This window comes from Bradyrhizobium sp. 172, from assembly GCF_023101065.1.
Classification (GTDB): Bacteria; Pseudomonadota; Alphaproteobacteria; order Rhizobiales; family Xanthobacteraceae; genus Bradyrhizobium; species Bradyrhizobium canariense_D.
Map to the genome: position 1 here is coordinate 7,106,212 of NZ_CP064701.1, position 14,095 is coordinate 7,120,306.

Annotated in this window: 12 protein-coding genes and 1 pseudogene; 7 read left to right on the forward strand and 6 right to left on the reverse strand. The window is 64.4% G+C overall.

Annotated elements, in window-relative coordinates; translation table 11 throughout:
* Nucleotides 1–50: 50 nt before the first annotated feature.
* Nucleotides 51–926: a UTP--glucose-1-phosphate uridylyltransferase gene (locus tag IVB07_RS33720; protein WP_026232775.1), complete on the reverse strand. Its 876-nt coding sequence runs from the start codon at nucleotides 924–926 to the stop codon at nucleotides 51–53.
* 203 nt (nucleotides 927–1,129) lie between these two features.
* Between IVB07_RS33720 and IVB07_RS33725 the strand changes: the two genes are divergently transcribed.
* Both IVB07_RS33725 and IVB07_RS33730 read left to right on the forward strand, forming a co-directional pair.
* Entirely contained in the window at nucleotides 1,130–2,527 is a 1,398-nt protein-coding gene (locus tag IVB07_RS33725; protein ID WP_198293349.1) for a lytic murein transglycosylase, read from the forward strand.
* A 215-nt stretch (nucleotides 2,528–2,742) separates the two neighbouring features.
* The gene (locus IVB07_RS33730; RefSeq protein ID WP_018454631.1) at nucleotides 2,743–4,431 is read left to right on the forward strand and encodes an SGNH family hydrolase; all 1,689 of its coding nucleotides are present in this window, start codon (nucleotides 2,743–2,745) and stop codon (nucleotides 4,429–4,431) included.
* A gap of 174 nt (nucleotides 4,432–4,605) precedes the next feature.
* Here IVB07_RS33730 and IVB07_RS33735 read toward each other — a convergent pair whose 3' ends face one another.
* On the reverse strand, nucleotides 4,606–4,974 hold the full coding sequence (locus IVB07_RS33735; protein ID WP_018454632.1) for a CsbD family protein: 369 nt from the start codon (nucleotides 4,972–4,974) through the stop codon (nucleotides 4,606–4,608).
* Between the two features lie 73 nt (nucleotides 4,975–5,047).
* Nucleotides 5,048–5,785, reverse strand: coding sequence for an SDR family oxidoreductase (locus tag IVB07_RS33740; protein WP_018454633.1), 738 nt, complete (start codon nucleotides 5,783–5,785; stop codon nucleotides 5,048–5,050).
* Nucleotides 5,786–5,884: 99 nt separating this feature from the next.
* Between IVB07_RS33740 and IVB07_RS33745 the strand changes: the two are divergent.
* A pseudogene (locus tag IVB07_RS33745) lies at nucleotides 5,885–6,665 on the forward strand (SDR family NAD(P)-dependent oxidoreductase).
* A gap of 201 nt (nucleotides 6,666–6,866) precedes the next feature.
* Nucleotides 6,867–7,754: a TauD/TfdA family dioxygenase gene (locus IVB07_RS33750; protein WP_018454635.1), complete on the forward strand. Its 888-nt coding sequence runs from the start codon at nucleotides 6,867–6,869 to the stop codon at nucleotides 7,752–7,754.
* A gap of 157 nt (nucleotides 7,755–7,911) precedes the next feature.
* Here the strand turns inward: IVB07_RS33750 and IVB07_RS33755 are convergent, their stop codons facing one another.
* Nucleotides 7,912–8,556 carry a YqgE/AlgH family protein gene (locus tag IVB07_RS33755; protein ID WP_018454636.1) on the reverse strand — a complete coding sequence of 215 codons (645 nt, stop codon included), beginning with the start codon at nucleotides 8,554–8,556 and terminating at the stop codon, nucleotides 7,912–7,914.
* A 142-nt stretch (nucleotides 8,557–8,698) separates the two neighbouring features.
* On the opposite strand from IVB07_RS33755, the gene IVB07_RS33760 reads away from it, so the two are divergent.
* The 3 genes from IVB07_RS33760 (at nucleotide 8,699) to IVB07_RS33770 (ending at nucleotide 12,055) form a co-directional block, all read left to right on the forward strand.
* Complete coding sequence (locus IVB07_RS33760) at nucleotides 8,699–9,538, forward strand: protein-disulfide reductase DsbD domain-containing protein (protein ID WP_018454637.1); 840 nt, start codon at nucleotides 8,699–8,701, stop codon at nucleotides 9,536–9,538.
* A 138-nt stretch (nucleotides 9,539–9,676) separates the two neighbouring features.
* Complete coding sequence (locus IVB07_RS33765; RefSeq protein ID WP_247767398.1) at nucleotides 9,677–11,035, forward strand: oligosaccharide flippase family protein; 1,359 nt, start codon at nucleotides 9,677–9,679, stop codon at nucleotides 11,033–11,035.
* Nucleotides 11,036–11,230: 195 nt separating this feature from the next.
* Nucleotides 11,231–12,055: a sulfite exporter TauE/SafE family protein gene (locus tag IVB07_RS33770; RefSeq protein WP_018454639.1), complete on the forward strand. Its 825-nt coding sequence runs from the start codon at nucleotides 11,231–11,233 to the stop codon at nucleotides 12,053–12,055.
* A 47-nt stretch (nucleotides 12,056–12,102) separates the two neighbouring features.
* Here IVB07_RS33770 and IVB07_RS33775 read toward each other — a convergent pair whose 3' ends face one another.
* On the reverse strand, nucleotides 12,103–12,891 hold the full coding sequence (locus IVB07_RS33775) for a 3-hydroxybutyrate dehydrogenase (RefSeq protein ID WP_018454640.1): 789 nt from the start codon (nucleotides 12,889–12,891) through the stop codon (nucleotides 12,103–12,105).
* A gap of 1 nt (nucleotide 12,892) precedes the next feature.
* Entirely contained in the window at nucleotides 12,893–14,068 is a 1,176-nt protein-coding gene (locus IVB07_RS33780; protein WP_018454641.1) for a patatin-like phospholipase family protein, read from the reverse strand.
* Nucleotides 14,069–14,095: the final 27 nt, after the last annotated feature.

The following is a 14,095-nucleotide window of genomic DNA, read 5'->3' on the forward strand; positions in this document are numbered from 1 at the left end:
ACAGCCTGGATTGCTTCGTCGCTTCGCTCCTCGCAATGACGAGCGGAGCGCTACTGCCCCAAATACTTCTTCATTTCCGCAATGAGCCCGTCACGCAGCTCCGGCCGCTTCAGGCCGTAGGCGATGTTGGCGCGGAGGAAGCCGGGCTTGGAGCCGCAATCATGGCGCTCGCCCTCGAACTCGACGCCGTAGAAGCTTTGCGATCTGGCGAGGCCGATCATGGCATCGGTGAGCTGGATCTCTCCGCCGGCGCCGCGCTCCTGGGTCTCCAGGATCTTGAAGATCTCCGGCTGCAGGATGTAGCGGCCGGTGATCGAGAGGTTGGAGGGCGCGGTGCCCTTGGCCGGCTTCTCGACCATGCCGTCGACCTCGAACATCTTGCCGGTGCGTTTGCCGACGCCGCAGATGCCGTATTGATGGGTCAGATGGTCGGGCACCGCCTCGACCGCGATGACATTGGATTTTTCGCCGAGCTTGCTGGCGGTGTCGATCATCTGCTTCAGGCAGCCGGGCGAATTGAGCACGAGCTCGTCCGGCAGCACGACCGCGAACGGCTCGTTGCCGACGATGTCGCGTGCGCACCAGACCGCGTGACCGAGGCCGAGCGGCGCCTGCTGGCGGGTGAAGCTGACGGCGCCGGCCTCCGGCTGGTTCTGCGCCAGAACGTCCTGCTCGGTCTTCTTGCCGCGCGCGGCCAGCGTCGCATCGAGCTCGAACATCCGGTCGAAATGATCTTCGATGACACTTTTGTTGCGGCCGGTGACAAAGATGAAGTGCTCGATGCCGGCTTCCCGGGCCTCGTCATAGACGTACTGGATCAGCGGCTTGTCGACGATCGTCAGCATTTCCTTCGGCATCGCCTTGGTGGCGGGCAGGACGCGGGTGCCGAGGCCGGCAACGGGAAATACGGCTTTGCGGATTTTCATGGGATTGATCGAATACCTGAGGAACACGTGAAGGGAGCAATGGCATCTTGCTAGCTTGTTTGCAGCCGCCAACAAAGGCGGATGTGGGGCCTCATCCTCACAGAGTTAAGAAAAAGGCCACCATCAAAATTTCACCTTTGTTAAGCTGTTGGCAACCGTAACCAGGCCTCCTGATGGCGGATTTTGGCCGGACAGGTGTGGACATGATGCAATCAATGGCAGGGCTGGCAAAACGGGGCGGGTCCGTGACCGGTGCGACGATGATTGCGACCGCCCTGCTGTTCCCACTTCCCGCCAGCGCGCAGGCTCAGAACGGTTTGTCCAATCTGTTCGGCGGTATTTTCTCCGGCCCGAACCAGGCGCCTTCGCCAGCAGCGCCCGGGCCCAGCGGCGCTCAAACGGGAGTTCAACCTTGGACCGGCGAGGATGGCGCCTCCGGGCATCCGCTGATGACAGCCGCCGCGATCCGAGAGGCCGCGGGTAACTTCAACAATTGCGTCGCAGGCATGTGGCCCGATGCCGCACGGCGCAACATCACGCAGGAAAATTTCCAGCGCTTCACTGAAGGCCTCGCGCCCGATCTGCGCATCATGGACCTGATGGATTCGCAGCCCGAGTTCACCAAGTCGATTTGGGATTATCTCGACATCCTCGTGAACGACAACCGCCTCGCCAAGGGCCGCGAGGTCCTGGCCAAATACAAGGCGCAGTTCGAGGCCACCGAAAAAGCCACCGGCGTCGATCGTTATGTCATCGCCTCGATCTGGGGCATCGAGTCCAACTACTCGACGCAGATGGGCGACCGCAGCGTGCTGCAATCGACCGCGACGCTCGCCTGCATCGGCCGCCGCCAGGCTTACTTCAAGGACGAATTCCTCTCCGCGCTGGAGATCCTCAACCGCGGCGATCTCAGGCCCGAACAATTGCGCGGCTCCTGGGCCGGCGCCTTCGGCCCGACCCAGTTCATGCCGACCGCGTTCAAGCGCTTTGCCGTGGACGGCGACGGCGACGGCCGGCGTGACGTCGTCGACAATCCCTCCGACCTGATTGCGTCGACCGCCAACAATCTGAAGAAGGACGGCTGGCAGGCCGGCCAGACCTGGGGCTACGAGGTCGTGGTGCCCCAAGGCTTCAACTACATGCTGGCCGACCGCGCCAAGGCGATGACGGTAGCGCAGTGGGAGAAGCTCGGCCTCAAGCGCCCGACCAACCAGCCCTTCCCGCATCCAGCCGAGAAGGCCTATCTGCTGGCGCCGGCCGGTGCCCAAGGGCCCGGCTTCCTGATGCTGCAGAACTTCCGGGTCATCATGAAGTACAACCCGGCCGAGGCCTATGCGCTGGCGATTGGCCATTTCGCCGATCGCCTCCGCGGCGGCCAGCCGTTCGTTCAGCCCTGGCCGCGGCAGGAACGGGAGCTGTCCCGGACCGAGCGGCTGGAACTCCAGCAGCTGCTGGCCCAGCGCGGCTTCTACAGGGGCACCCCCGACGGCCAGTTCGGCGGCCAGACCCGGGAAGCCCTGCGCAACTTCCAGGCCTCGATCGGGGTCCCCGCGGATGGATTTGCCTCCTCCGACGCGCTGAATCGGCTGCGGGGGCAGTAAAATCGCGCCGAAAGTAACCCTGAACAGGGATTTTGGCCGGCAGTCTTGACCGGGGCGGCGGTTCGCCGTGTATGGGCCAATAATTCTGGGCCGAGAATCTGGGCCCAGAATCTCAAGGATCTGAAGAGAATCTGAAAGAGAATCTGCCCGTTTGGCGCCCGATTCCGTTATTATATCGAGCCTGTCCTGATCCCTATTGCACGTGCCGAGATCGCATGTCGAAGAAGTCCCTGTTCAAGGTGCTGACCGAGACCGGCCCGCTGATCGCGCTGGGGACGGCGCTTGCGATTCTGGTGTCGGTCGCGGGACCCGCCTCGGCGCAGTTCTTCAACTTCCCCGGCTTCGGCGGCCCGCCGCAGCGCTCGGCTCCGCCGCCGCCGCGCAACGGCGGAGGCGGAGGCGGCGGATGGTTCGGCGGCGACTTCTTCGCGCCGTTCCAGCAGCAACAGCCGCAAGCGCCGCGCCAGGATTTTTCGCGCGCACCGGCGCCGGCCAAGCGCGACACCATTCCCGACAGGAACGTGCTGGTGATCGGCGACGCCATGGCTGACTGGCTCGCCTACGGCCTGGAGGACGCCTACACCGAGCAGCCCGACATGGGCGTGATCCGCAAGCACAAGACCACGTCGGGCCTAATCAAGTACCAGCCCAAGGGCGAGCCCTCGGACTGGACCGCTGCTGCGAAAGGCATTCTCGAGACCGAGAAGCCCGACGTGATCGTGGTGATGCTCGGCCTCAACGACCGCATCGCGATCCGCGAGGCGGCAGCACCCGATAAATCGGACAAGGCGACGGACAAGGACAAGAAGAACGACAAGGGCGCGCGCGGCAAACCACCGGCCAAGCCTGGCGATGCCAAGCCCGGCGACACCGCCGCGAAGCCGGATGACAAGCCGGCCGATGCCGACCTGCCGCAGGATGATGCCGACAACGCTGACGCACCGGCGGTCGCCGCGCCCGAGAAGACCGCGCGCAACCCGAACGGCCTCTACGAATTCCGCGACGAGCGCTGGGTCGAGCTCTACGGCAAGAAGATCGAGGAGCTCGCCAACGTCCTCAAGTCCAAGGGCGTGCCGGTGCTCTGGGTCGGCCTGCCCGCCATCCGTGGCCCCAAGGGCACCGCGGACATGCTGTTCCTGGATTCGCTCTATCGCGAAGGCGCGGCCAAGGCCGGCATCACCTATGTCGACGTCTGGGACGGCTTTGTCGACGAAGCCGGCCGCTTCTTGCAGAAGGGCCCGGACTTCGAAGGCCAGATCCGTCAGCTCCGCAGCGGTGACGGCGTCTATTTCACGAAACCCGGCGCGCGCAAGCTCGCCCACTATGTCGAGCGCGAGATCACCCGCCTGCTCGCCGGGCGCTCCGGCCCGATCGCGCTGCCGAGCGAACCGGCGACCCCCGACACCAGTGCCGAACCCGGCAAGCCCGCGCCGCGGCCGCTGGCCGGTCCGATCGTGCCGCTGGTTGCGGCCTCGATCTCGACCGATCAATTGCTGGGTGGGCCGGGCTCACGTCCTGCCGCCGTCGATGCGCTCGCTGCGAAGACGATGGTGAAGGGCGAGCCACTGGCTGCGCCCGCCGGCCGCGCCGACGATTATGCCTGGCCGCGCCGCGAAGTCGGCCGCGAGCAGGCCAAGGGCGATACGCCGGTCGCCACGACGACACCCGATGGCGGTACGCCGGGTGCGGCCGCGGCGATCGCCCCGCCAAAGCTTGCGCCGAAGAAGCCACCGGCGCCGCAGCAACCGGCACAGGCAGCGCCATCGATGCGCGATTTCTTCGGCTTTGGCTCGCCGCCGCCCCCGCCGCGTCAATTGGCGCCGGCGCCGCGCAATCCGAATCCCAACCCTGCGATCCCGCGTCCGCCTGGCAACGTCGGGCGATCGGCGGAAGTGTTCCGATAATTTTCTAAGCTGAGCTCTCGTGTCCCGGACGCGCTGCAGCGGGAAACGCTGCTGCGCAGAGCCGGGACCCAGCTCGTCCGACAGTCACAAAAAGAATGGGCCCCGGCTCGGCAACGCGGCGTACGCGCCGCGCTGCGTCCGGGGCCCTGATGCTTATCGCGCGTTGGCTTTAGCCTAGTAGCGCCAGCGCGGCGGCGGGCGGCGCGAAGGCCGCGCCATCAGCAGTGCCAGTGCAAAGCCGATGCCGCCGGCGACCAGCAGCGCGCCCATCGGGTTGTCCTGCACCTTCTGGGCAATCGCCTGCGAGCCGTCACGCAAGGTTTCGGCCGGCTTGTCGTAGGCGTCCTTGGCATAGCTTGCCGCGGTGTCCGTGGCGTCACGTACGGCATCCTTGGCCTGGCCGTAAAGATTCTGCACACTGCCGGCGGCTTCGCGTGCCTTGCCGGACGCCTGTGTCTGCGTATCGCTAGCCAAATCTCCGATAGCGCCTTCCGCGCGTCCGGCGAATTCCTTGGCCGATCCGACAATCCGATCCTTATCCATGATGCTCCTCCTCGGGGGTCAGCCCAAGTAACCGATCAGGAGCGGCGCAGTTCCATCTGACTTGAAATTGGACTCAGAGAATCAGCCCGCCGTCGACGACCAATGTCTGGCCGATGATGTAGGACGACAGCGGCGATGCCAGGAACAGCGCCGCGCCCGCCATGTCAGCCGGGGTGCCCAATCGCCGCAGCGGAATGCGTGAAAGTGCACCTTCGAGCCGCTTGGGATTGTCGGTCGTCACCTTCGTCATCTTGGTGTCGACCAGACCGGGCGCGATGCCGTTGACGCGGATGTCATCTTCGGCCCAGGCCTCGCCCAGCGTCCGCGTTAGTCCGACCGCGCCGGTCTTCGACGCGTTGTAAGCGGGATTGCCCATGGTGGAATGATAGGCCGCGGTCGAGGACACCATAATCAGCGATCCCCGCGCGTCCCGCAACATGGGATGGAAGCGCGTGGCGCAGGCCATCAGGCTCATCAAATTGACCTCGACGACCTTGCGAAAGCCCGCCATCTCGAACTCGCCGCGGCGATAGAGCACCGCGCCCTGTGCGAGCACCAGGATATCGAGCCGATCGAACGACGGCTTGAACGCTTCGACCGCTCCGGCATTGCCGACGTCGAGCTGCGCATAGGAAAGACCGGTGAGATCCGAGCCTTCAGCTTGCGAATATTCCTTCGCGTGAGCACGCGTGCCGCAGACCGCAACCTGCGCGCCCCTGACGCGAAAGGCTTGCGCAATGCCGTTGCCGATGCCGCTGGATCCGCCGACAACCAGCACCTGCTTGCCTGAGAAATCGAGCTCGTTCGTCATCGCTGGCCTCCCTCATTGTCTTGCTTGTTTGACCTGTCTGCGGATCGATGACAGCCTTGTCAATCACAACAAGAACAAGCAGGGCTCAGAGGAAACAGCATGGCCGATTTCAAACAACTCAGCCGGTCCGTGAAGGGCCTGACCGTTCTCGTTACCGGCGCGGCCAGCGGCATGGGACGCGCGACGGCGCGCGTGTTTGCCACTGAGGGCGCGAACGTTGCCGTCACCGATTATGACGAGCAGGGCGCGCTGGCCGTCGCGAAGGAGATCGTGGCAAGCGGCGGCGCCGCGAAAGCCTGGAAGCTCGACGTTGCCGACGGCGATAAGATCAAGCGCGTGGTCGGCGACGTCGCTGCACATTTCGGTGGACTCGACATCATCGTCAACAATGCCGGCATCTCCGTGCGCGTCGCGATCGACGACGACGCCTATGAGGAAGCCTGGGGCCAAGGGCCTCGCGGTGATGCTGACGGCGCATCCGCGCATCATCCGCGCCGCGCTGCCTCACTTGCGCAAGTCGAAAAGCCCGCGCATCGTCAACATCGCCTCGACCGAGGCGCTCGGCGCCACCGCATTGCACGGCCCCTATTCGGCGGCGAAGGGCGGCGTCGCCAGCCTCACCCGCTCGCTCGCGGTGGAGCTTGGCCGCGAGGGCATCACCGTCAACTGCATTTGCCCGGGGCCGATCCGCACCGCCATCACCGACCGGATCTCGGAAGAGCACAAGACCATCTACGCCAAGCGCCGCACGGCACTCGGCCGCTACGGTGATCCGGAAGAGGTCGCGCACATGACGCTGAGCCTGTGCCTGCCGGCAGCGTCCTTCCTCACCGGCGCGGTCATCCCTGTCGACGGCGGCCTGATGGCGCGCAACGCGTAAGCGGCACCAAAGGTGCGTAGCCTGGATGGAGCGCAGCGCAATCCGGGGTTCTCACATCGCAGGAAGACTCCCCGGATTACGCTTCGCTCCATCCGGGCTACGGGCAGCTATGCGCGCCCAGCGTTGACATCGCTTGTTACGGGAGTAACTTTTTCCTCGACAGAGCGGGACCAACCGCTCGCGGTTCGCGGGAGAAACGTCATGACGATCGCCATCCGGCAGCTTCACAAACATTTTGTCGGCGAGGTCTCGGGCCTCGACCTGCGGCAACCTCTCACCGAGGCCGAGGCGCGCGAGATCGAAGCCGCCATGGACAAATATGCAGTGCTGGTGTTCCACGACCAGGACATCACCGACGAACAGCAGATGGCCTTTGCGCTAAACTTCGGCCAGCGCGAGGACGCGCGCGGCGGCACGGTCACGAAGGAGAAGGACTACCGGCTCCAATCGGGCCTGAACGACGTTTCCAATCTCGGCAAGGACGGCAAGCCGCTGGCAAAGGACAGCCGCGCGCACCTGTTCAACCTCGGCAATTGCTTGTGGCATTCCGACAGCTCGTTCCGCCCTATCCCGGCAAAATTCTCGCTGCTGTCGGCCCGCGTGCTCAACCCGAAGGGCGGCAATACCGAATTCGCCGACATGCGGGCGGCCTATGACGCGCTCGACGACGAGACCAAGGCGGAGATCGAGGATCTCGTCTGCGAGCACTCGCTGATGTATTCGCGGGGATCGCTGGGCTTCACAGAATACACCGACGAGGAGAAGGAGATGTTCAAGCCGGTGATGCAACGTCTCGTGCGCACCCACCCGGTCCATCGCCGCAAGTCGCTCTATCTCTCATCGCATGCCGGCAAGATTGTCGGCATGAGCGTCCCCGAGGGAAGGCTGCTGCTGCGCGATCTCAACGAGCACGCCACACAAAGCGAGTTCGTCTACGTCCACAAATGGAAGCTGCATGACCTCGTGATGTGGGACAACCGCCAGACCATGCACCGCGTCCGCCGCTACGACCAGTCGCAGCCCCGTGACATGCGCCGCGCGACGGTGGCGGGCACGGAGCCAACGGTGCAGCAGCAGGCGGCGGAGTAGTTCTCCAGTCGTCCTGGACCAGCGAGCGAAGCAGCGCCGATCCAGGACCCATTACCACCGATGTCCAGTTCGGCGAAGGCTGGTGGTTGCCAGCCTGCTTCAACAATTGCAGCCTGGGGTAATGGGTCCTGACCTTCGCCAGGACGACACTGAGGCGCTACGCGTGCCCCGCCTCGTTCGAGAGCATGCCAGGATCGATGCCGATCTTACGCAGCGCGCGTCCGTATTTTTCGTCGACGTCGTCGCCGAAGATCAAATCCGAATCCGCGTCGCAATGCAGCCAGCCATTGCTCTGGATCTCGGTCTCGAGCTGGCCCGGCGCCCAGCCGGCATAGCCGAGCGCCAGGATGGCGTGCTTGGGGCCGGAGCCGTTGGCGATCGCGCGCAGGATGTCGACGGTCGCGGTGAGGCAGACGCCGTCGTCGATCCGGAGCGTCGCATTCTCGATGTAGAAATCGCTGGAATGCAGCACGAAGCCGCGGCCGGTATCGACCGGACCGCCGCGCAGCACCTTCATGCTTTCGGCATTCTCCGGCAGCTTGATGTGCTCGCCCTTGTTGATGATGCCGAGCTGCTGCAACAGCTCGGGGAAGTCGATGCTGCCGGCCGGATGGTTGACGATGATGCCCATCGCGCCTTCGGCGGAGTGGGCGCAGAGATAGATCACCGAGCGCTCGAAGCGCTCGTCGCCCATCACGGGCATGGCGATCAACAGCTGGCCGTCGAGGTAGCCCGCCGAACTCGGGAGCGCGGGGGCTGGCTTGCGGGTGCTTTCGCCCGTCCTCTTGCCTGTGGGAGCCATCGGTGAAGCACTCCGGTTTCAATTCCTATCCTGATGTCGGGCCGGGCCGCTGTCAAATCAAGGCTTTCAGGGACTTGATTCAAGTGCATCCATCACAAGCAATTCAATGGTTTGCCGCCGGGCGACCCTGTAAAGACGTACCATGCTGACAAGAGTTCCCCGGCGTGCGGCGATTGGCGTCGCGACAACCCTGCTCGCGTCCTCGCTGGCGCTTGCGGCCCATGCCGACGACGCATCGCCGTGGCAGCGCGACGGACATTCCGCGGTGCGGTTGCTGGCAGGATCGCGCAGCGGCGCCGTCCTGCTCGGCGGTATCGCCTTCCAGATCCAGCCCGGCTGGAAAACCTATTGGCGCATGCCGGGCGATTCCGGCGTTCCGCCGCGCTTCGATTTCTCGAAGTCCGACAATGTTGAAGCGGTGACGGTGATGTGGCCGGCCCCGCAGAAATTCGACGACGGCGCGGGCGGCCATTCGATCGGCTATCACGACCAGATCGTGCTGCCCCTGCGCATCATCGCCAAGGCGGCCGACAAGCCGGTGACGTTGCGCGCCGAGATCAATTATGCGGTGTGCGAAAAGCTTTGCATTCCCGTCGAGGCCCGCGCCGAGCTTGGCTTCAACAGCGTCGCCTCGACCGAGGACGCCAATTTGCGTGCAGCGCTCGACACCGTGCCCAAACCTGCCGCCATCGGCGATCCCAATCCGCTCACCATCCGCGACGTGAAGCGTGATGGGCCCAAGAATGTGGTGGTCGACGTGGTCGTTCCGGATGCGCGCACCGTCAGTCTGTTCGTGGAAGGTCCGACGCCCGATTGGGCGCTGCCCATCCCGGCGCCGGTCGAGCCCAGCCCACCGGGCGTGAAGCGATTTTCTTTCGAACTCGACGGCCTGCCGCCGGGCGCCCAGCCCGGCGGCGCAGCGCTGAAGTTCACGCTGGTCGGACCGGAGAAGTCGTACGAGTTCAATACCAATCTGGAGTGAGTGGTCGTCCTGGCGTTCGCCCGGACGACATCTTTGATCCAACCGAATCTTAACGAATGGTTGCTAATCCCCAGGGCTACTGCGGCAAGTCTGCCGCAGCATTCGTGTGCGCCTCGGGGATCCTTCGAATTGGCCGTGATGGATGCAGAACCCGCAACGACCGGACCTGCCGGCCTCATCGCGCGGCTGCGCGACAAATTGACGGGCGGGTCGAGCGAAGCGTCGCTGACGCGGCGGCTGGCAGGCACCATCTTCCTCATCCGCGTGATCAGCGCCGGCCTTGCATATTTCTCGCAGGTCCTGCTCGCGCGCTGGATGGGGACGTCGGACTACGGCGTCTATGTCTATGTCTGGACCTGGGTGCTGCTGCTCGGCAGCATGATGGACTTTGGCATCTCGGCCTCCGCGCAAAAGATCATTCCGGAATACCGCAGCCGTGGCGAGCATGCGGTGCTGCGCGGCTTTCTCTCGGGCAGCCGCTGGCTGACCTTTTGCGCCTCCACGCTGGTCTCGCTCGGCCTCGCGGGCATCGTCAAATTGCTCTCGCCCTGGATCGATCCCGCCGAAGTGCTGCCGCTCTACATCGGCTGCATGACGCTGCCCGCTTTCGTCGTCGCCAACACCCAGGACGGCATCGCCCGTTCGCATGACTGGATGCAACTCGGCCTGATGCCGCAATTCATCATCCGCCAGACACTAATCATCGGCATCACGGCTTGCGCCTTCCTGCTCGGCTATCATCTCGGCGCGGTTGCCGCGATGATCGCGAGCGCAGGCGCGGTGTGGATCGCGATGACCGGGCAGATGGTGGTGCTGAACCGCAAGCTCGCCGATCACATCGAGGCGGGCCCCAAGGCCTACGACGTCGGCGGCTGGCTCGCCGTGTCGCTGCCGATCCTGCTGGTCGAAAGCTTCTATTTGCTGCTGTCCTATACCGACGTGCTGGTGCTTCAGCAATTCCGCCCCTCCGACGAGGTCGGCGTCTATTTCGCCGTGGTGAAGACGCTGGCGCTGGTCTCCTTCATCCACTACGCGATGTCGGCGACGACCGCGCATCGCTTCGCCGAATACAACGCGGCTGGCGACAAGGCGCGGCTGTCGGCTTACGTGGCGCATGCCATCAACTGGACGTTCTGGCCGTCGCTGGCGGCGACCATCGTGCTGCTCGCGCTCGGCAAGCCCCTGCTCTGGCTGTTCGGGCCGCAATTCGTGATCGGCTACGACATCATGTTCGTCGCCGCGATTGGCCTCGTGGTCCGTGCCGCGATCGGCCCGGTCGAACGGCTGCTCAACATGCTCGGCCAGCAGAAGATCTGCGCGCTGGCCTATGCGCTGGCCTTTGCGATGAACCTGGTGCTCTGCATCGCGTTGGTGCCGCGCTTCGGCGGCCATGGCGCGGCGGCCGCGACCTCGATCTCGCTCAGTTTCGAGACGGTGCTGCTGTTCTGGATCGTGCGACAGCGGCTCGGCCTGCACGTGCTGGCGTTTGGGAAATAGACTTCCGACTGCCTTCGCGTGCTGCTCTCGGGGAACGGCTGCTTCGAAGCATGCCCGGGAACAACGCGAAACACCTATTTATTGCCAAGGGCACAGCACGATTTTTCTTATTTGGCCCAAGCGGTTGCACCGCAGGGAAAGTTTATTCTACGTCGTATTGCCCAACTGACGAGATAAACCTAAGATTCCCTGGACATGATCGATCCACTCTACGTCGCCTCTGGTTTCGGCGTCGGCCTGCTGGTCGGGATGACCGGCGTCGGCGGCGGTTCGCTGATGACGCCGCTGCTGATCCTCCTGTTCGGGATTCATCCATCGACCGCGGTCGGCACCGACCTGCTCTATGCTGCCGCCACCAAGACCGGCGGCAGCGTGGTGCATGGCTGGTCGCGCAGCGTGCACTGGCCGGCGGTGCTGCGGCTCGCCTGCGGCAGCCTTCCGGCGAGCGCGCTGACGCTGCTGGTGCTCTGGAAGCTCGACCTCAAGAGCGATTCCGAGCGCAATCTCGTCAACCTCGTGCTCTGCTTCGCGCTGCTGCTGACAGCGACCTCGCTGATCTTCCGCAGATCGATCATGGAGCGCTATCGCCGGCGCCTGGAGCAGGTCGATGACCGCGCCACGGCGATCGCGACGGTCGTCACCGGGATCGTGCTCGGTGTGCTGGTCTCGATTTCATCGGTCGGCGCCGGCGCGGTCGGCGTCACCGTTCTGCTGCTGCTCTATCCGCGCCTGCCGGTGGCGACCATCGTCGGGTCCGACATCGCCCATGCGGTCCCGCTGACGCTGATCGCCGGAATGGGGCACTGGGCGCTTGGCGACGTGGATTGGGCGCTGATGGGCGTGCTGCTGTTGGGCTCGCTGCCCGGCATCGTCGTCGGCAGCTTTAGCGCGACGCGCGTGCCCGAGACGGTGCTGCGCCTCACACTCGCCAGCGTGCTGTTCGTGGTCGCCGGCAAGATCATGTTCGCGGAGCTGCACCTGTCCTCGGCATTCGAGACGGCGCTGGCCTGGACGCACTGAACGAAAATGGCGGAGCTCGGCTTCCGCCATTCGCCAGCGATCGCGGTCTACTCCGCGGTCCAGCCGCCGTCGATCGACAGATTCGTGCCGGTGATCTGCGCGGCATCGTCGCCGCACAGGAACAGCGCGAGGGCTGCGACCTGCTCGGAGGTGACGAACTCCTTGGTCGGCTGCGCGTCGAGCAGCACGTCGTTGATGACCTGGTCGCGCGTGAGGTTACGGGCCTTCATGGTGTCGGGGATCTGCTTCTCCACCAGCGGCGTCCAGACATAGCCGGGGCTGATGCAGTTGCAGGTGATCTTGCTGGTCGCGACCTCGAGCGCCACGGTCTTGGTCAGGCCGGCGATGCCGTGCTTGGCCGAGACATAGGCCGACTTGAAGGGCGAGGCGACCAGCGAATGCGCGGAAGCGGTATTGATGATGCGGCCCCAGCCCTTCTTCTTCATGCCCGGGACGGCGGCGCGAATGGCATGGAACGCCGAGGACAGGTTGATCGCGATGATCTGATCCCATTTCTCCGGCGGGAATTCCTCGATCGGCGAGACGAACTGGATGCCCGCATTGTTGACGAGAATATCGACCGAACCAAAGCTCTTCTCGCCGAGCGCGACCATCCCGGCGATCTCGGCCGGCTTGGTCATGTCGGCCGGCGAATAGACCGCCTTCACGCCGAAATCGGACTCGATCTTGGCGCGCTCCTTCTCGATGTCCTCCGGCGAGCCGAACCCGTTGATGACGACATTGGCGCCGGCGGCGGCGAAGGCGCGCGCATAGGCAAGTCCGATGCCGCTGGTCGACCCGGTCACGACGGCGTTCTTGCCTGACAGACTACCCATATTATTCGCTCCTTCTTGGCGGGGGCGCAGTGACGTCCCCCGTGAGATCGTAGGTCACCATGGTCTCGCCGGATTGCGGCCGCTCGAGCCAATCCTTGTGGCGCATCGACAGATGCACGTCACGCACGCCGGCTTCCCAATGCTCGACCATGGCGACATGCGAGAAATCGTAATCCTTGGACGAGGATTCGTAGTTCTTGCTGCGGTAGATCAGGTGCACCACAGTCACGGTGCTTTCGCGCGATACCTTGGCAAGGAATTCCACGGAAGGGTCGTTCTTGAGATAATCGGGCAATTTGGAAATCAGGTCGCGCACGGCCCTGCGGGCGTTGTGCACCTGCTTGTTCTTGTCGGTGTTCATCCGCGTGCGGCTCGAGAAGCGGATGTCCTTCTCGCGCTCGGTCGCCTCGAGTAGCGAGGTCGGCAGATCGCCGCGGGCGCTGAACAGGTCGATCTGGAAGATCAGGAGATCGCGGTCGGTCTCGGCGTCCAGCACGTAGTCGAGCGGCGTGTTGGAGGCAATGCCGCCGTCCCAATAATGCTCGCCGTCGATCACGATGGACGGAAAGCCGGGCGGCAGCGCGCCGGAGGCCATGATGTGCTCGGGTCCGATTTTCTTGCCGAGCTTCCTGAACTCGAAATTGTCGAAATATTTGAAGTTGCCGGAGGTAACGCCGACTGCACCGACCGACAGCCGCGTCTTCAGATCGTTGATGCGGTCGAAATCGACCAGACGCTCCAACGTCTTCTTCAGGGGTGCAGTATCGTAATAGCTCTCGGCCTGGGGGCTGCCGGGCGGCCAGAGCGGCGCGGGCGGCATGCGCGGAACGAAGAAGCCGGGCACGCCGAAGGTCGCGATCAATGCGGCGCTGGTCGAATTGAACAGTTCGCGGCTGTGCTCGCTTTTGCCGATCGGCTTCCACGGCACCGGCGCGGAGACCATCTCCCAGAATTCCTTGAGCCGCTTGACGCGCGTCTGCCCTTCGTTACCGGCGATGATCGCGGCGTTGACCGCGCCGATCGAGATGCCGGCGACCCAGTCCGGCTCGAAGCCGGCATGGCAGAGCGACTGATAGGCGCCGGCCTGATAGGAGCCGAGCGCGCCGCCGCCCTGGAGGACCAGGACACGTTGCGCGTTCGCGGGGATAGTTGCGACTTCCGGGCTATGATCGGTCATGCGGGAACAGTAGCAGATGGCGAGCGA

Coding starts and splice junctions, on each gene's coding strand:
- IVB07_RS33720 (WP_026232775.1), bottom strand. CDS start 926: ATGAAAATCCGCAAAGCCGTATTTCCCGTTGCCGGCCTCGGCACCCGC.
- IVB07_RS33725 (WP_198293349.1), top strand. CDS start 1,130: ATGATGCAATCAATGGCAGGGCTGGCAAAACGGGGCGGGTCCGTGACC.
- IVB07_RS33730 (WP_018454631.1), top strand. CDS start 2,743: ATGTCGAAGAAGTCCCTGTTCAAGGTGCTGACCGAGACCGGCCCGCTG.
- IVB07_RS33735 (WP_018454632.1), bottom strand. CDS start 4,974: ATGGATAAGGATCGGATTGTCGGATCGGCCAAGGAATTCGCCGGACGC.
- IVB07_RS33740 (WP_018454633.1), bottom strand. CDS start 5,785: ATGACGAACGAGCTCGATTTCTCAGGCAAGCAGGTGCTGGTTGTCGGC.
- IVB07_RS33750 (WP_018454635.1), top strand. CDS start 6,867: ATGACGATCGCCATCCGGCAGCTTCACAAACATTTTGTCGGCGAGGTC.
- IVB07_RS33755 (WP_018454636.1), bottom strand. CDS start 8,556: ATGGCTCCCACAGGCAAGAGGACGGGCGAAAGCACCCGCAAGCCAGCC.
- IVB07_RS33760 (WP_018454637.1), top strand. CDS start 8,699: ATGCTGACAAGAGTTCCCCGGCGTGCGGCGATTGGCGTCGCGACAACC.
- IVB07_RS33765 (WP_247767398.1), top strand. CDS start 9,677: ATGGATGCAGAACCCGCAACGACCGGACCTGCCGGCCTCATCGCGCGG.
- IVB07_RS33770 (WP_018454639.1), top strand. CDS start 11,231: ATGATCGATCCACTCTACGTCGCCTCTGGTTTCGGCGTCGGCCTGCTG.
- IVB07_RS33775 (WP_018454640.1), bottom strand. CDS start 12,891: ATGGGTAGTCTGTCAGGCAAGAACGCCGTCGTGACCGGGTCGACCAGC.
- IVB07_RS33780 (WP_018454641.1), bottom strand. CDS start 14,068: ATGACCGATCATAGCCCGGAAGTCGCAACTATCCCCGCGAACGCGCAA.